This is a genomic window from Microbispora sp. H10836, assembly GCF_012999525.1.
In the GTDB taxonomy this organism is placed as follows: Bacteria; Actinomycetota; Actinomycetes; order Streptosporangiales; family Streptosporangiaceae; genus Microbispora.
Window position 1 is genome coordinate 66366 of the sequence record NZ_JABBWU010000005.1, and the last position, 16887, is coordinate 83252.

At 71.1% G+C, this 16887-nt stretch carries 14 protein-coding genes; 5 read left to right on the forward strand and 9 right to left on the reverse strand.

Going from position 1 to position 16887, the window contains the following annotated elements; translation table 11 throughout:
- Positions 1-176 precede the first annotated feature (176 nt).
- The 5 genes from HHX30_RS11735 to HHX30_RS11755 are packed head-to-tail and all read left to right on the forward strand — an operon-like array spanning position 177 to position 4525.
- A complete protein-coding gene (locus HHX30_RS11735; protein ID WP_249349936.1) occupies positions 177-1154 on the forward strand; it encodes an ABC transporter substrate-binding protein in 978 nt (325 codons plus the stop codon).
- A gap of 19 nt (positions 1155-1173) precedes the next feature.
- Complete coding sequence (locus HHX30_RS11740) at positions 1174-1947, forward strand: ABC transporter permease (protein WP_169981940.1); 774 nt, start codon at positions 1174-1176, stop codon at positions 1945-1947.
- A complete protein-coding gene (locus HHX30_RS11745; protein WP_169981941.1) occupies positions 1944-2732 on the forward strand; it encodes an ABC transporter permease in 789 nt (262 codons plus the stop codon). Before HHX30_RS11740 ends, HHX30_RS11745 begins: the two co-directional genes overlap by 4 nt.
- Before the next feature lie 9 nt (positions 2733-2741).
- Positions 2742-3518, forward strand: coding sequence for an ABC transporter ATP-binding protein (locus tag HHX30_RS11750; protein WP_169981942.1), 777 nt, complete (start codon positions 2742-2744; stop codon positions 3516-3518).
- A complete protein-coding gene (locus HHX30_RS11755) occupies positions 3515-4525 on the forward strand; it encodes a methyltransferase (protein ID WP_249349937.1) in 1011 nt (336 codons plus the stop codon). The genes HHX30_RS11750 and HHX30_RS11755 overlap by 4 nt, the downstream gene beginning before the upstream one ends.
- Here the strand turns inward: HHX30_RS11755 and HHX30_RS11760 are convergent.
- The 9 genes from HHX30_RS11760 to HHX30_RS11800 form a co-directional block, all read right to left on the reverse strand.
- A complete protein-coding gene (locus tag HHX30_RS11760; protein WP_169981943.1) occupies positions 4522-5085 on the reverse strand; it encodes an ATP/GTP-binding protein in 564 nt (187 codons plus the stop codon). The genes HHX30_RS11755 and HHX30_RS11760 overlap by 4 nt on opposite strands.
- Positions 5086-5092: 7 nt before the next feature.
- Positions 5093-5536 (reverse strand): DUF742 domain-containing protein, encoded by a 444-nt coding sequence (locus HHX30_RS11765; RefSeq protein WP_396703752.1) that lies wholly within the window; start codon positions 5534-5536, stop codon positions 5093-5095.
- Positions 5537-5655: 119 nt separating this feature from the next.
- A complete protein-coding gene (locus HHX30_RS11770) occupies positions 5656-6069 on the reverse strand; it encodes a roadblock/LC7 domain-containing protein (protein ID WP_205825907.1) in 414 nt (137 codons plus the stop codon).
- Positions 6070-6077: 8 nt separating this feature from the next.
- Positions 6078-9320, reverse strand: a complete 3243-nt coding sequence (locus HHX30_RS41550) for a nitrate- and nitrite sensing domain-containing protein (protein ID WP_311922329.1) — start codon at positions 9318-9320, stop codon at positions 6078-6080.
- Positions 9321-9702: 382 nt separating this feature from the next.
- Complete coding sequence (locus HHX30_RS11780) at positions 9703-10239, reverse strand: ATP/GTP-binding protein (protein WP_310742229.1); 537 nt, start codon at positions 10237-10239, stop codon at positions 9703-9705.
- 28 nt (positions 10240-10267) lie between these two features.
- Positions 10268-10627, reverse strand: a complete 360-nt coding sequence (locus HHX30_RS11785) for a DUF742 domain-containing protein (protein ID WP_030510865.1) — start codon at positions 10625-10627, stop codon at positions 10268-10270.
- A gap of 15 nt (positions 10628-10642) precedes the next feature.
- A complete protein-coding gene (locus HHX30_RS11790) occupies positions 10643-11062 on the reverse strand; it encodes a roadblock/LC7 domain-containing protein (protein WP_169981945.1) in 420 nt (139 codons plus the stop codon).
- Positions 11059-14316 carry a nitrate- and nitrite sensing domain-containing protein gene (locus HHX30_RS11795; RefSeq protein ID WP_169981946.1) on the reverse strand — a complete coding sequence of 1086 codons (3258 nt, stop codon included), beginning with the start codon at positions 14314-14316 and terminating at the stop codon, positions 11059-11061. Before HHX30_RS11795 ends, HHX30_RS11790 begins: the two co-directional genes overlap by 4 nt.
- A 230-nt stretch (positions 14317-14546) precedes the next feature.
- The gene (locus tag HHX30_RS11800) at positions 14547-16883 is read right to left on the reverse strand and encodes a [protein-PII] uridylyltransferase (protein WP_249349938.1); all 2337 of its coding nucleotides are present in this window, start codon (positions 16881-16883) and stop codon (positions 14547-14549) included.
- Positions 16884-16887 lie beyond the last annotated feature (4 nt).

Consider the following 16887-nt stretch of genomic DNA (forward strand, 5'->3'; position numbering starts at 1 on the left):
AGCCTCCGGCCGTAATTACAAACGATGACAGAGGTGATTTATCCCTGAATTTGACTACAATCGTGACTCAAACACACCGAATCCATACGGCTCCTGTACGCTTCTCGCCCGTCGCCGTCTGCGCGGGACGGGCCCGCCGCGGGCGACCACCTCAACACTCCAGACAAGGAGATTTCATGAGGCTTTTGAGTCGTACTCTCGCCGTCGGCGTCGTGGCCGTCCTGGCGCTCACCTCTTGCGGTAACTCCGACACGACGTCCTCCGCTCCCGCGGACAACGGACTGGAGAAGACGACGCTGAAGGTGGGCACCATCCCCGTGCCGGACAGCGCGCCGTTGCAGGTGGCCATCGAGAGAGGGTTCTTCAAGGCCGAGGGCCTGGAGATCCAGCCCGAGGTGGTCGCCGGCGGCGCCGTCGCCACCCAGAAGCTGCTGGGCGGCAGCCTCGACATCTCGCTCGGCGCCTACGTCGGAACATTCCTCGCCCAGGACAAGGGCGCGGGCAAGTTCAAGTATGTTTCGGACAGTTACGGCGCCGCTCCCGGCGCTTTCGTCATTATGGTCAAAAAGGACTCCCCGATCAAAACTGCTGCAGACCTCAAGGGGAAGACCATAGCGGTCAACGTCCTCAACAGCGTCAGCCAACTGACCGCTGAAGTGCAGATGAAGGTGGCCGGGGTGACCGCGACACCGAACCAGTTCGTGGAGAAGACGTTCCCCGACATGCCCGGCGCCCTGGAAAACGGCCAGGTCGACGCGGCGGCGATGGTCGAGCCGTTCATCACCGTGGTATCGAAAGCGGGCGGCAGAATCGTCGTCGACGAGATGACCGGTCCGACCGAAAGTCTGCCCATCGCCGGCTGGTTCACCACCGAGGCCACCGCGAGCAAATACCCCAAGGCGATCGCCGCGTTCCAGCGGGCGCTCGGCAAGGCCCAGGCGATCGTCGCGAAGGACCGGAAGATCGTCGAGGAGACGCTGCCCAAGTACACGAAGATCGACGCCGCGACCGCGGCCGTCATCTCCCTGGGCTCCTACCCGACCTCCCTCAGCGAGACCCGGCTGCAGCGCGTGGCCAGCCTGATGAAGGAGTACGGCTACATCAAGAACGATCTCGACGTGAAGTCGATGATCCTGCAGCCCCCGGCGAGCTGACGGACATCCCGTAACCGCTATGGAACACGCACGAGTCCTCCGCGGCGTCGCCGGCGTCGCGGGGTTCCTCGCCGCGGCCGAGATCGTCGGCGCGACCGGCCTGATCGACGACCGCTTCCTGCCGCGCATGTCCACGATCCTGCGCGGCGCGGCGGAGCTGCTCGCCGACCAGGAGTTCCTCGCCGACGCGCGCGCCACGCTCGTCGCGTGGGGACTCGGCCTGCTGCTGACCGTGGCGGTGGCGGTCCCGGCCGGACTCGCGCTCGGGGCCCTGCCGCCCGTGGAGCGCGCCGTACGGCCGCTGATCGAGTTCCTCCGGCCCATTCCGTCGGTCGCCGTGATCCCGCTCGCGATCCTCCTGTTCAGCGACAACCTCCACCTGAGAGTGGCCGTCGTCGTCTACGCGGCGTCCTGGCCGATCGTCATCAACACGATCTACGCGTTGAGGGACGTCGATCCGCTCGCCAAGGAGACCCTGCGCAGCTTCGGGTTCGGTCCGGTGTCGGTGCTGCTCCGGGTGGCGCTGCCCAGCGCCGCGCCCTTCATCGCGACCGGGATCCGCGTCGCCGCCGGCACCGCCGTCATCCTCGTGATCAGCGCGGAGCTGCTCGCCGGAGGGGCGGAGGGCGTCGGGATCTACATCATGGAGGCCGCAGGCGGCAACCGGATGGACCTGATGCTCGGCGCGACCCTGTGGGCCGGTCTGTTCGGCGTGCTGTCCAACTCCGCCCTGGTCGCGGTGGAACGCAGGTTGTTCCGCTGGCACGACGTACGCGCCGGAGCCGTCCGATGAACGTGATCAGAGCCGTCGGCCGTCTGTGGCTGGTGCCCGTGACGCTCGTGGCCTGGGAGATCGCCACCCGCGCCGCCGAGCAGCCGTTCTTCCCTCCCCCGTCGGCGACGCTGGCCCGGATGGGTGAGATGTGGCTGTCCGGCCCGCCCGCCCACCTCCTGCTGACGGAGCAGGCGATGAGCGATTTCGGCCCCAGCCTCGCCCGGCTGTTCGCCGGGTGGGCGCTGGCCGCGGTCCTCGGGGTGGCCGCCGGGGTCGCCATCGGCTGCTCCCCCCGCCTGTCCGGCTACCTCGACCCGCTGATCCACCTCGGCCGGGCCGTGCCACCGCCGCTGCTGGTGCCCTTCTTCCTCGCCCTGCTGAAGCTGGGCACGCCGGCGCAGCTCGCGACGATCGTGTTCGGCATCATCTGGCCGATCCTCCTCAACACCATCGACGGCGCGCGAACGGTGGACCGGCAGCACCTGGAGACCGCGCGCATCTTCGGGTTCTCGACGGCCCAGCGGCTCACCAGGGTGATCGTGCCCGCCGCGATGCCCAAGATCTTCGCCGGCCTGCGGCTCGCCCTCTCACTGGCCCTGATCCTGCTGATCGTCGCCGAGATCTTCGCCGGCTCCGGCGGCCTCGGCTACCGGCTCCTGTCGGCGCAGCGCACCTACCTCTACGCCGACATGTGGGGCTGCCTGGTGGTGCTCGGCCTCCTCGGCTATCTGCTCAACTCCGCGTTCCTGCTGTTGGAACGGCGCGTTCTCGCCTGGCACAGGAGCGCCAGGCAGACCACCTAGGAAGGCATCGTGCTCGAGATCACCGATCTGGTCCACTCGTACGGCTCGCATCGCGTTCTCGACGGGGTGAGCATCCGTGCCGCCGAGGGCGAGCTCGTCTGCGTCGTGGGCCCCTCCGGCTGCGGCAAGTCCACCCTGCTGCGGTCCGTCGCCGGTCTCATCCGTCCCACCGGGGGCCGGGTGCTGATCGACGGACAGCCCGTGGAGCGCATCCCGGACAACCTGGCCGTCGTCTTCCAGGACTACAGCCGTTCGCTCTACCCCTGGATGACCGCCGCGAACAACGTGGCGCTGCCGCTGCGGCGCCGCGGGCTGGACCGGCGGCGCCGAAGGGAGGCGGCGATGGCCGCGCTGGACCAGGTCGGCCTGGCCGACGCCGCGGAGAAGTACCCCTGGGAGATGTCCGGCGGGATGCAGCAGCGGGTGTCCATCGCCCGCGCTCTCGCCTACCGCCCGTCGCTGCTGCTGATGGACGAGCCCTTCGGCTCGGTGGACGCGCAGACCCGCGAGGACCTGGAAGACCTGGTGCTGCGGGTATGCGCGCATCACGGCATGACGACCCTGCTGATCACGCACGACATCGACGAGAGCGTCTACGTCGGCGACCGGGTGATCGTCCTCACCCGCTCGCCGGCCCGGGTCGCCGCCGACCTGCCGGTCGACCTGGGCGAATCACGCGACCAGATCGCGACGCGGCAACTCGACGCGTTCGTCCGGCTGCGTGCAGAAGTGGGCCGCCTGGTCCGAGGCGGCTCCCCCACCCCCACTGTTCTGGAGAAGCATTGATCGACTCCACCGGCCCTGTCTGGGACGCCATCGTCGGGCTCTCGCGGTTCGCCGCGCTCGCCGCGATGGCCGAGCTGAACTGCGCCGAGCACCTGGCCTCCGGCCCGATGAGCGTGTCGGAGCTCGCCAAGGCGTGCGACGCGCACGAGCCCTCCCTGACGCGCGTGCTGCGGGAACTCGAGACGGTCGGTGTGGTCCGCACCGTCGTCCCCGGCATGTACGAGCTGACCGAGGAGGGTCAGACGCTGCGCGACGGCGTTCCCGGCAGCCTGCGTTCCGCGGTGCGCGTCACCGCCGAGAACGGGTATTGGTATGCGATGGGCAACCTGGCGCAGACCGTGCGGGACGGGCAGTCCGCTTTCATCACGCGTTTCGGCCCCTTGTACGGCTATTTCCAGGAGCACCCCGAGGCCGCCCGGCTGTTCAACGAATACATGGCCATCCGCGCGGCGCCGCTGGAGGCGGCTCTGGCCACCGCCTACGACTTCACCGGCGTACGGACGCTCGTGGACGTCGCGGGGGGAACCGGGCACCTGCTCGCGGCGGTGCTCGACCGGCACCCCGGCATGCGCGGCGTGCTCTTCGACATCGCGCACGTGGTCGAGGACGCCCGGGAGTCGATGCGCGCGCGGGGCCTCGGCGACCGCTGCGAGTTCGAAAGCGGCGACTTCTTCGGCAGCGTGCCCGCGGGCGGGGACCTCTACCTGCTGGCCAGCGTCATCCACAACTGGAGCGACGAGGCGGCCCTGCGCATCCTGGCCAACGTGCGGAAGGCGCTTCCCGGAACCGGCCGGATGCTGCTGCTGGAGATGGTGCTGCCGGACGACGCCACGCCGCACATCGGCAAGGACCTCGACATGCGCATGCTCGCGTTGACCGACGGCGGGAGGGAGCGCACGCTGAGCGAGCACACCCGGCTGCTGGGCGAGGCGGGCTTCACGCTCTCCCGCGTCCTGCCGCTGCCCGCCGGGGCGAGCCTGATCGAGGCCCTGCCCGCTGACCGCTAGTGGAATCCGGGGCCGGGAACGGCGACACGCATGGTCAGCGCGTGCTCGACGAGCGTGATCAGCGTGCTCTTGACCGATTCCCGGTCCCGGGCGTCGGTGCGGACGATCGGAATCCGCGGCGACAATGTCATCGCCTCCCGCACCTCCTCCTCGGCATGCGGGAACTGCCCGTCGAAGCCGTTGACGCCGACGACGAAGGGCAGGCGGGCCTCCTCGAAGTAGTCGATCGCCGGGAAGCTGTCGGCCAGCCGCCGGGTGTCGACCAGCACCACCGCACCGATCGCCCCCCGCACCAGGTCATCCCACATGAACCAGAACCGATGCTGACCCGGCGTACCGAACAGATACAAAATCAGATCCCGGTCCAGCGACACCCGCCCGAAATCCATCGCCACCGTCGTCGTGGTCTTGTGCGGCACCAACCCCACATCGTCCACCCCCGCCGACGCGTCCGTCATCACCGCCTCGGTCGTCAACGGCACGATCTCCGAAACCGCCCCCACGAAGGTCGTCTTCCCCACACCGAAGCCCCCCGCAACGACGATCTTCGTCGAGGTCAACCCCCGGCTAGAGCCTGCGAAGTCCACTGAGCACCCTTTCCAGCAAGTTCAGATCCGGCTTACCGGCCGCCAACTGCGGCTGATGCACATGCACCAGCCCCTCCGCCGCCATGTCCGCGATCACCACACGAACCACACCCAGCGGAATCCGCAGCAACGCCGACACCTCCGCCACCGACCGCACCTGACGGCACAACGTGCTGATCGCCTGGCGTTCGGGGGTGAGCGTGGAGAGGTCCTGGTGCATCACCGTGGCGGAGGACACGAGTGCCTCCATGGCGAGCTGGAGCCGCGGTGCCGTACGTCCGCCGGTGACGGCGTACGGCCGTACCAGCGAGCTCTGCTCCATCGGCGCCGGTGCCGGCGTCGGGACGGGGTTCATGCCGCCGTACTGCCGGTGGGCGTCGTCCACCGGCGGATAGGCCTCGTTGTTCCAGCCGCCGCCTGCCACAGCGTCCTCCTGACCTTGTCGCTCTCGCTCCGGAACCCGGCGGCCGCCCCGGCCGCTCCGCTCTCAGGGCGTCTTCCCCGATCTGTCCTCCACCACGTGCCTCACTTCGCGGAGTCGCCTCACCGCGGGTGGGACGCCTGGAGTTCGGCGCGGACCGCGGGAGTCAGCACCTGACCCGCCCGTTCCACCAGCAACGTCATCTGATAGGCCACCAGACCCAGATCCGAATCCGCCGCCGCCAGCACCGCCAGACAGGACCCGTCACTGATCGACATGATCAGCAACAACCCCCGCTGCATCTCCACCACCGTCTGCGTCACCGGGCCACCCTCGAACACCCGCGAGGCACCCTGCGTCAGACTGATCAACCCGGCCGCCACCGCCGCCAGCTGATCCGCCCGGTCCTTCGGAAACCCGTCCGAGAACGCCAGAGGCAACCCGTCCGCCGACACCACCACGGTGTGCGCCACACCCGGCACGTTGTTCACGAAGTCCGTGATCAACCAGTTGATGCCGCGCGCGGCCTGGCTCATTTCCCTCATCAGTCCTCCTTCTCAGTGTCCTGGGCATCGGGCATGCCCAGGGCCGCCGCCCCGGGATATCCCTGGTCCTCCTCGGCCTCCCCGCGGGCGACAGCCCGGCCCTGCCGGACGCCCTGCTGGAAGCTGGAGAGCCTGCTGCGCACCCGCTCGGGCGAGAGCACGGGCGGGGGCGACGGCGGGGAGGCCGCCGCCGCGGCGGGCTCCGCAGAGGGGGTGGCGGGAGCAGTGGCCGAGCCGGGGACCAGGTTCGCCTTGGGCACCCGCTTGGGCAGGCCCGACGAGGTGACCCCGCCCAGGGCCGGCTCGCTGGCCGCCCTGGCCGCCTGCCAGCCGACGTCCGCCGGGGAAGACCAGGCCCTGGTATCCGTACCGGTCTCACCGTCGGCGTCGTTCTTGTCCGCCGGGACGTCGGCCTTCTTGAACCAGTCCGACTCGACCGCGGCGAAGATCGGGAGGAACTCCTCCTCCGACTCCAGCGGCGAGGTCCGCACCACCGGCAGCGGGCCGGTGTTGTCGTCGCCCTCGAAAGCGCCGCGGCCGGTCCGGCCGGCCCAGCCGGGGTCGGCGTCCTGCGGGGTGCCGGGCCAGGAGGCGCCCCCCGGCGGGGGCAGGTGGCCGGGCCATGGCGTGTCCACCGGGGCCTCCCCGACGTGACCCCGGTTGAAGGGGTTGGTGTCGAAGGGGCCGGCGTCGAACGGTCCCGAGTCGAAGTTCGTGGTCTCGAACGGGTCTCGCTCGGAGGGCGTCTTCTCGAACGGCGTCTTGTCGAAGGCCGCCCGGTCGAACGGTCCGGACTCGAACGGGCTGCGGCCGAAGGGATCGGGCTGCCCGCCCTGGCCGAAGCCGCCGGTGTCGAAGGGGTTGCGGGCGAACGGATCGGTCTCGCCCGGCCGCCCCGAACCGCCCGTCTCGAACGGGTTGCGCGCGAACGCGTCACCGTCGGCGCTCCGGCCCGGCGGCGGTTCGAAGGGGTTGCGGGCGAACGGATCGGGATCGAAGCCGACCGTCTCCCGCGGGAAGGACTCGAATGGTCCACGCTCGAAGGGGTCGGCGCCGGGAGTGCCGACGCCGGGCGCGTCCGCGCCGAACACGGGAGTGCGTGACGGGTTCTCGAACGGCGTCGGGCTGGCGAGGGCCGGCGCGCCGCCGAACACGGAGGCGCCGAACTGCGGCCCGGTCCCGACGGCCGGCATCGGGCTGGTCAGCTCGGGCTGCGGCATGCCCGGCACGCCGGGGAAGGCCGGGCCGGCGTGGGCCAGCAGCGCCTCGGGCAGCAGCACCATGGCCGTCAGGCCACCGGTGTCCTGCTGGCGCAGCTGCACCCGGATGCCGTGGCGCAACGCCAGGCGGCCGACCACGAACAGGCCCATGCGGCGGGACACCGACACGTCCACGACCGGCGGGTTGGCGAGCCGGTAGTTGGTCTGGGCCAGTTCCTCGGGCGTCATGCCGATGCCCTGGTCGCTGACGGAGATGATCAGGCCGCCGCCGTCGATGCGGTTGCTCGACACCGTGACCTTGGTGTCGCGCGGCGAGAAGGAGATGGCGTTCTCCACCAGCTCCGCCACGAGGTGGACGACGTCGTTGACCGACTGGCCGACGACCGACGCTCCGGACTGAACCTGGAGGTCGACGCGCTCATAGTTCTCGACCTCCGACAGCGAGGCGCGCACGACGTCGACGATGGGCACCGGCTGACCCCAGCGGCGCGCGGCCTCCTGCCCGGCGAGGACCAGGAGGTTCTCACTGTTGCGGCGCATGCGGGTCGCCAGGTGGTCGAGCTTGAACAGGTTCCCGAGCCGCTGCTCGTCCTGCTCGCCCTGCTCCAGGCCGTCGATCAGGGACAGCTGGCGTTCCACCAGCGTCTGCGTACGCCGCGACAGGTTCACGAACATCGCGTTGACGTTGCTGCGCAGCCGGGCCTCGTCGCCCGCCAGCCGGATGGCCTCGCGGTGGACCTCGTCGAAGGCCCGCGCGACTTCGCCGATCTCGTCGCGGGCGACCACCTGGATCGGGGCGATGGGCGGGACCTCGGCGGCGTCGCCGGCCTCCCGCAGCTTCTGGACGGTGTCGGGGAGGCGACTGCCGGCGATCTCCAGCGCCTCGCTGCGCAGCCGCCGCAGCGGGCGTACGAGGGAGCGGGCGACGCCCGTGGTGACGAGCAGCACCGCGATCAGCAGGAGGGCGACGGCGACGGCCACGATGACGGCGCGCTGCTGCTCGTCGTCCTTGAGCGACTGGCTCCGCGCCACGATCGTGGAGGTCAGCTTGGCCTCGACGGTGCGCATCCGGTTGATGGGCTGCGACATCGCGTCGTACCAAAGGCGGGTGTCGTCGCGTACCGACAGGTCGAGGCCCTTGAGCGGGAAGCCCGCGTTGGCGCGGTCGAGCACCAGCGTGCGGATGAACTCCGCCTGGTCGACCTTGCCGCCGGTGACCGTGTTGTCGAAGTCGGTCCGCTCCTCGGCGGTGGCGCTCTTGCGGAAGGCGCGCAGCTCGCTCTCCTCGGCGGACACGGCGCCGAGGAAGTTCTGCAGCTGGGCCTGCTCGAAGCGGTCGACCGGCAGCACCGTGGTCAGCATGCCGCGCTGCACGGAGGCGCTCTCCTTCGCGCGGGCGAGCGCGGCCAGTGTGACGGCCGAGGCGGCGAGCCTGTCGTCCTGCGTGCTCTTGGCCAGGTCGTCCTGCAGGGCCAGCAGGGTGTCGATGACGAGGGTGTACTGGTCCAGGATCGCTCTGGGGAGCAGGTTCCCTTCCAGCGCCTGACTGCGCAGGGACTCCACGCCGTCGAGCCTGCCGAGGATGTGCTCGATCTCGGCGGAGCCGCGGCTGCTCACCTTCGACCTGACCTCGTTCGCCAGGTCGCGCACCGCGGTGGACGCCTTGTTCGTGAGGATGATCTGCGCCTTGACGGCGGCGGTCGCCTTCGCCGGGCGGCCGATCGTCGCGTTCCAGGCGGCCCGGTCGCGTTCCGACTGCAGTTCGTGGGTGAGGCCCGCGACCTTGTCCACGAGCCGCGCCAGGTCACTGGTCTGCTGGTACTCGGACGCCGTGTTCACCGAGGTGATGACCCGAAGGCCGCCGAGCAGCAGCGCCGCCAGGGTGGGAATGAGAATCAGGGCCACAAGCCTGGAGCGCACGCGCCAGTTGCGCAGCAGGAAACGGCTTCCCTCATCGGGCTCCTGCTCAGCCGGAACCCCGGTCCCGGGGCTCTGGTCGGTCCGGGGGTCTTGTGTCGTCACAGGCTTTGCAACCTCTCGCCGTATGTGCGCACAGGGGGGAGTGTCTCAGCACGGATGGGGCTGGCGTGACGTGCGAGACGTCCTGCAGGCGAGGGTAATTGCAGCACACCGACACCAGGGAGGCCAACCGAACACCCGTGCACAAATAGCCTAGACAGGCATGGAGATGATGTTATTTGGTTAAATATCGGGTCGGCATCAATACCGAATTCTGCCCTGCCGGCTAGGGCGGGGTCTCGTGGATCCGACCGCCGAAGGCAAAGAATCCGGCTCCGGCCCCATGTTCGCACCGTACGCCGCGAGGGCGGCACCCTCCTGGGTACCGCCCTCGCCGGACCCCTCTCCGGGGCGAGGTCTATCGGGGACATGGGTTCGTACGGGCTCAGTAGGGCCTGCCGTACGCGGCCCGGACGGTCAGCACGTACTCGACCAGGCTGATGAGCGTGGATTTGACGGCATCCCGCGAACGGGCGTCCGTACGGACGACCGGGACGTGCGGAGGCAGGGACAGCGCCTCACGGACCTCCTCCTCCGAGTGGAGGAACTGCCCCTCCCAGCCGTTCATCGCGACCAGGAAGGGAAGCTGGGCCTCCTCGAAGTAGTCGATCGCCGGGAAGCAGTCGGCGAGCCTGCGGCTGTCGACGAGCACGACCGCCCCGATGGCGCCGCGGACGAGGTCGTCCCACATGAACCAGAAGCGGTGCTGACCCGGCGTGCCGAACAGGTAGAGGATGAGGTCCTGGTCGAGCGAGAGCCGGCCGAAGTCCATGGCGACCGTCGTGGTCGTCTTGTTCGGCGTGAGCCCCAGGTCGTCGATGCCCGCGCTGGCGTCGGTCATCACGGCCTCGGTCGTCAGCGGCAGGATCTCGGAGACGGCACCGACGAAGGTCGTCTTCCCGACGCCGAACCCACCCGCCACGACGATCTTCGTCGAGGTAAGACCACGGCTAGAGCCTGCGTAGTCCACTGAGCACCCTTTCGAGCAGGTTGAGGTCTGGCTGTCCCTGGTTCAGCTGCGGCATGTGCAGGCGGACCAGACCCTCGTCGGCCATGTCGGCGATGAGCACACGTGCCACGCCGAGCGGGACCCGGAGCAGCGCCGAGATCTCCGCGACCGATCGTACGGAACGACATAGCATCATGATCGACTCCTGCTCAGGGCTGAGCAGGGAATAGTCATTGCTCTTCAAGGTCACCGATGATACGAGGGTTTCCATCGCCATGTGGTAACGCGGCTCGGATCGGCCACCGGTGACGGCGTACGGACGGAACAGAGGCTCGTCCTCTGTCCCGTCACGATCACGCATGGCCCGCTCCCATGGTCATCGCCGTGACGTCTGCAGTTCGGCGCGCAACGCCGGAGTGAGCACCTGCCCCGCCCGCTCGACGAGCAGGGTCATCTGGTAGGCCACCAGGCCCATGTCGCAGTCGGGAGAGGCGAGCACGGACAGGCACGACCCGTCGCTGATCGCCATCACGAGGAGCAGCCCGCGCTGCATCTCGACGACCGTCTGCGTGACCGGACCGCCCTCGAACACCCTCGCGGCGCCCGCCGTGAGGCTGAGCAGGCCGGCGGCGACGGCGGCGAGCTGGTCGGCGCGGTCAGGCGGAAAGCCGTCCGATTGGGCCAGCCGCAGGCCGTCCGATGACACCACCACCGCGTGCGCCACGCCGGGCGTGGTGCCGACGAACTCGGTGATCAGCCAGTCGAACCTGCGTGCTTCCACGCTCAGCTCAGTCACGAGCCCTCCTCCTCTTTACCCGACCCTTCGGCGAAACCTTCGGCCGCTTGGGCCCGGCCTCGCCTAACACCCTGCTGGAAGCTGGACAGGCGGTTGCGCACCGCATCGGCCGAGACCGGGGGACGCGGGGCGGCGGGGGCAGGGCCCTCCGCGCCCACCGAACCGGGCACCAGGTTGGCCTTCGGCGTGCGCTTCGGCAAGCCCGCCGCGGTCACCCCGCCCAGCAGGGGGTCCCGGGCGCTCGCCGCGGCCTGGAAGCCGCTGTCGGCCCGCGACCGCCACCCGCCGGGCCTTTCGCCCTGCGGGTCGGCGGGCCCGGGCGCCGGGGCGGAACCCGGCACCCTGGCGATCTCCCCGGTGCTCTCCCCGGCCTTCTCCTCGTCCTCCTCGGTGCCGGACCGCGCCGCGGGCGCGGCCTGCGGGCCGGTGGTGTCCGAGGGACGCCGGAACCACGCGGACTCGACCGAGGCGAAGATCGGCAGGAACTCGTCGCCCCGCTCCAGCGGCGAGTCGTCGACCGAGGGCAGCTGCCCGGTCGACGACGCCTCGTTCTCCGCCGCGAAGGCCCCGGCGCCGCCGGGAGACGCCGGTACGCCCGCCGCCCCGGCCGGTCCGGTGCTCGACGGAGAGAACGCCGTGGGCCCCGTGCTCGACGGAGAGAACGCGGTCGGTCCGGTGCCCGACGGAGAGAACGCCGTCGGTCCGGTGCCCGACGGGGAAAACGCGGTCGGCCCCGTGCTCGACGGAGAGAACGCGGTCGGTCCCGTGCCCGACGGAGAGAACGCGGTCGGTCCCGTGCTCGACGGTGAGAACGCCGTGGACCCGGTGGACGCGCCCCGCTGTGGGAGGCCCGCCGGTCCGGTGGGCAGCGACGGCCACGAATGCTCGGCGCGGTCCTCGCCGCTCCCGCTCGCGGCCCCGGTCAGCGGCGACGCCGAGGGCCCGGCGGACACCGGAGGCCACGACGAGTCGGGCCGCTCCCCGAACGCGGGGCGCGGGGTGTCGCCGTCCGCCGCCCTCCCGGGCGCGCCCGGCGCCGGATGCGGCCCCGAGTTCTCGGTGAACGCCCCTCCCGCGAACGAGTTCTCCGCGGGCCCGGCCGCCACCTCGCCCGTCGGCGCGCCGAACGCGGTGAACCCGCCCGAGGCGTTGCCGCCGGTCCCGGCCCCGCTGAGCCCGCTCCCGCTGGTCGCCGGGGGCCTGCGGGATCCGACACCGCCACCCGCCGTACCGTTGCCGGCGCTCCAAGGTTCGAACGAACCGCCCGGCGCGGAGCCGAGCGGGTCCGGCTCGGCGGCGAACGCCTGCCGTGCCGGCAGCCCGGCCGCCGTCTGCCCGGCCGGAACGGAGGGGCGCGGCATGACGGGCTGGTCGGCGTTGCTGATGAGCTGGGTGGGGAACAGCACCATGGCGATGACGCCCGCGCCTTCGCCCCGGCGCAGCTGCACCCGGATACCGTGGCGCAACGCGAGGCGGCCGACCACGAACAGGCCCATCCGGCGGGACACCGACACGTCGATCGTGGGCGGCTCGGCGAGACGGCGGTTGATCTCCGCGAGCTCCTCCGGCGACATGCCGATGCCGGCGTCGGTGACGCCGAGCATCACGGCGCCGCCCTCGACGGGGCTGCTGGACACGACGACCTTGGTGTTGCGCGGCGAGAAGGCGATGGCGTTCTCCACCAGCTCGGCCAGCAGGTGGACGACGTCGTTGGCGGCGTGCCCGGCGATGGCGATCGTACGGGGGATCCGGACGACGACCCGCTCGTAGTCCTCGACCTCCGACAGCGACGCGCGGACCACGTCGACCAGCCGGGCGGGCTGGCTGCGCTTGCGAGGCGGCTCGTGACCGGCGAGGACCAGGAGGTTCTCACTGTTGCGGCGCATGCGGGTGGCCAGGTGGTCCAGCTTGAACAGGTCGGCCAGGCGCCGGCCGTCCTCCTCGCCCCGCTCCAGGCCGTCGATCAGCGAGATCTGCCGCTCCACCAGCGTCTGCGTACGCCGTGACAGGTTCACGAACATCGCGTTGACGTTGGCGCGCAGGCGGGACTCCTCGGCGGCCAGGCGCACGGCCTGCGTGTGGACCTCGTCGAAGGCCTGTGCCACCTCACCGATCTCGTCGCTGCTGTCGACCGCGATCGGCTGCACGTGGGACTCGCGCCCGGGGTCCTCGGACTCGCGCATCCGCCGCACGATCTCCGGCAGCCTCCGCCCGGCGATGTCGAGCGCCTCCGCCCGCAGGCGGCGCAGTGGCGAGACCATCGACCGCGCGATGAGCACGGTCGTGGCGAGCACGAGCACGAGGAGCGCGAGGATCAGGCCGCCGGCGATGAGGGCGTTGCGCTGCTCGGCCGACTGCAGCTCGCGGGCGCGGTCCTGCACCAGCCCCGACACGCGTCCCTCGACGGCCGCCATCTGCTCGATCGCCTTCGTGCTGTCCTGGAACCACTGCTGGGCCGTCCTGTCCCTGCCCTGGTAGCGGCTGAGGGAGTGGTTCTGCAGGCCGAGCGTGAGCGCCCACGACTTGGTCAGCTCGCTGTTGACCACGTCCCTGTCGGCGAAGAGGGTGACCAGGCGGCTCGCCTCGGCCGGCGGGGCCTCCGTGTAGAACGTCGCCAGGTAGCTCTGCTGACGGGACTGCGAGGCCAGGAAGTCCTGCAGCTCGAACGTGGTGAAGACCTGGTTGCGCTCCATCAGCTCACGGGTGAGGGTGGCCCGCTGCAGGGCCGCCTCCTCCTTGGCGTGGGCGAGAGCGTTGAGAGCGCGGATGTTACCGACGATCGAGGCATTGTCGTCGTTGTTGCCCAGCTCGTCCTGCAGACGCAGGATGTTGGCGATCAGAGCGCTGTAGTCCTCGGGCGCACCGTTGTCGCGGATGCCCGGAAGGCTCGAGATGCGGCTGGTGAGCTGCTGCGCCTGCTCCACCGCACGGGTGCCGTAGTCCGCGTCGAGGTTCTTGAGGTCGGCCTTGACCTGCTGGATCAGCGGGTCGACCGCCGCGCGCTGCTGGGCGCGGGTCACCTCGGTTTCCCCGTCGATGTTGAACTTGCGCCTGCTGGCGCCACCCCAGACGAACAGGTCACGTTCGAGGGCGAGCTGCTCGGCGAGGTCCCGCAGGTGCACCGAGTACTCCGCCGCAGACCTGGTCCGCTGGTAGGCCGTCAGGCTGTCGATCGAGCCGACGACGCGGACGCCGGCGAGCAGCACGGCGACGATCGTCGGGGCGACGATCAGCGCGGTCAGGCGTGTGGGCACTCGCCAGTTGCGCGGCGAGAGACGACTCCGCCGCCTGCGGTTATCGGTATTCGACTGCTCCATGCTCACCGGCCCCGCCATCGTTCGGCTTGCCTTCACGCGTCTGGACAGCATGAAGTGACACAGCTATATAAGCGGGGACAATTCGACCACAAGGTCACGACAGCGAGCGGCCCTACCCCTACCGCAGCACCCCAATTGTTACCAAGAGGTGAGGATCGTGACCCAGCTCACCTGAGGGCGGCGAGCACGTGCTCCCGCACCTGCATGCGCTGCTGCTCATCGAGAACGGGACGGCCTGTTCGATCCGCCACATAGAAGACATCCACCGCTTCTGCGCCCAGAGTCTCCACACGCGCGGCGCGTACGTCAAGGCCGCACTCGCCGAACGCCCGGCCGATCCGCCACAGCAGGCCGGGCCGGTCGTGCGCCCGCACCTCCACCACGCTCGCGGTGTTGGACGCGTCGTCGAGCAGGGTGACGCGGGGCGGCGCGACCGGCACCCGGGAGGGACGCATCGACCTCGCCCGCCGGGCCAGGCGCTGTTCGATGTCGAGCCGTCCGGCCAGGACGAGGCGCAGGTCGGCCTCCAGCGTCGCGGGGTCCGGCGGCGTGCCGAACTCGGGCGCCACGACGAACTCGATGACCGCCGTCGACCCGGCGGACGCGGCGGAGGCGGAGCGGACCGCCATACGGTGCGCCGCGAGCACCCCGGCCGCCCGCCACAGCAGGCCCGGCCGGTCGGGCGCGACCACGGTGACCGCGCTCCCGTGGACGCGCACCGCGCCGCCGCCGTGCCGGGCGAGCGCCGCCTGCTCGGGGGAAAGGGCCGGCGCGGGCGCCGGCGGCGTGCCGGACAGCACCGACCGCACCCGCCGGACCAGGTCGGAGACCAGGGACGCCTTCCAGGAGTTCCACGCGGCGGGGCCGGTGGCGTTGCCGTCGGCCACCGCCAGCGCGGACAGCAGTTCGAGCACCTGCCTCGACCCGACGGCCTCCGCGACCCGGGAGATCGTCACCGGGTCGTCCAGGTCCCGCCGGGTGGCGGTCTCCGGCAGCAGCAGATGGTGCCGCACCACGGTCGCGAGGACGTCCACGTCCGCCTGGGGCAGGCCCATCCTGGTGCCGATGTCCCTGGCGACGATCTCACCGGTGGTGGAGTGGTCGCCCGGCCAGCCCTTGCCGACGTCGTGCAGGAGCGCGGAGATGAGCAGCAGGTCGGGACGCGACACCTCACGGGTGAAGGCGGCCGCGCCGGCGGCGGTCTCGATGAGGTGCCGGTCGACGGTGTAGCGGTGGACCGGGTTGCGCTGGGGGCGGTGACGTACGCGCTCCCAGTCGGGGATGAGCTTCACGAGCACCCCCGCCTGGTCGAGCTCCTCCCAGACCGGTACGGCGGCGCGCCCCGCGCCGAGCAGGGCGACCAGCGCGCCGCGGGCCTCCGGGGGCCATGGCACGGGCAGCGGCGGAGACTGGGCGGCCAGCGTGGAGACCGTCGCGGGCGCGAGCGGCAGTCCGGCCTCCGCGGCGGCCGCGGCCGCGCGGAGAACGAGCGTGGGGTCGGTGCGCGGGCTGACGCCGCGGGCCAGCACGACCTCGCCGCCGTGCTCCACGACGCCGTCGGCGAGAGGCCTGCGCCCCCGGGGCGCGGGGCCGGTGAGCAGCCGGTCGACCGTGCGCCAGGTGGCGTCGAACGCGTGGGAGACGGTCCGGCCCGCCTCGGCCAGACGGCGCATCAGCGCCTCGGCGTCCAGCAGGCCCAGCGTGCCGGCGACCGCGTCCTGCTCCTGGAGCACCAGGCGGTCGGTGCCGCGCGCGGTGACGAGGTGCAGCCCGTGCCTGATGTCCAGCAGCAGTTCGTACGCCTCGCGCACCCGGGGGCCGGGGGCCGAGGCGACCCAGGCGGCGGCCACGGCCTGCATCGCCTGCACGTCGCGCAGCCCGCCCCTGGCGTCCCTGAGGTCGGGTTCGAGCAGGAATGCCAGCTCGCCGCCCGACTCGGCGCGCTTGTCGGCGGAGGCGCGCAGCTCGGCCAGCCTGCGCCGGGAGTCCGCGCGCCACTCGGCGAGCACCGCCTCCCGCGCGGCCCTGGTCAGCTCGGGGTCGCCCACCACGTGGCGGGCCTGGATCAGGCCGAGCACGGCCTTGAGGTCCTCCCTGGCGACCTTCACCGCCTCGTCCACGGTACGGACCGAGTGGTCGAGGCCGATCCCGGAGTCCCAGATGGGGTACCAGATGCGGTCGGCGATCCTCGCCACGTCGTCGCGGCCGTCGTGGAGCAGGACCAGGTCGAGGTCGCTGCCCGGGGCGAGCTCGCCCCGTCCCAGGCTGCCGACCGCGACCAGGGCGATCCCGCTGATCCCGTTGGGCCCGCCGGTGACGGGGCCGACCCCGAGGGAGGCGGCGGGGCTGCGCTCCTCGGGGAGGCCGCCCTTCCCTCCCGATTCCCCCTCCCGCGCGTACGGCCGCATGGCCGCCGTGCGGAACAGGTCGGTGAGCCATCTGTCGATGTCCGCGGCCCGGTCCTTGCGGACCGCGGCGAACGAGCGCGCCTCCCCTCTCATCATCCGG

Excerpts from the sequence above, each read along its gene's own strand:
- HHX30_RS11735 (WP_249349936.1), top strand. The coding sequence starts at position 177 with ATGAGGCTTTTGAGTCGTACTCTCGCCGTCGGCGTCGTGGCCGTCCTG.
- HHX30_RS11740 (WP_169981940.1), top strand. The coding sequence starts at position 1,174 with ATGGAACACGCACGAGTCCTCCGCGGCGTCGCCGGCGTCGCGGGGTTC.
- HHX30_RS11745 (WP_169981941.1), top strand. The coding sequence starts at position 1,944 with ATGAACGTGATCAGAGCCGTCGGCCGTCTGTGGCTGGTGCCCGTGACG.
- HHX30_RS11770 (WP_205825907.1), bottom strand. The coding sequence starts at position 6,069 with ATGAGCCAGGCCGCGCGCGGCATCAACTGGTTGATCACGGACTTCGTG.
- HHX30_RS11785 (WP_030510865.1), bottom strand. The coding sequence starts at position 10,627 with ATGCGTGATCGTGACGGGACAGAGGACGAGCCTCTGTTCCGTCCGTAC.
- HHX30_RS11800 (WP_249349938.1), bottom strand. The coding sequence starts at position 16,883 with ATGATGAGAGGGGAGGCGCGCTCGTTCGCCGCGGTCCGCAAGGACCGG.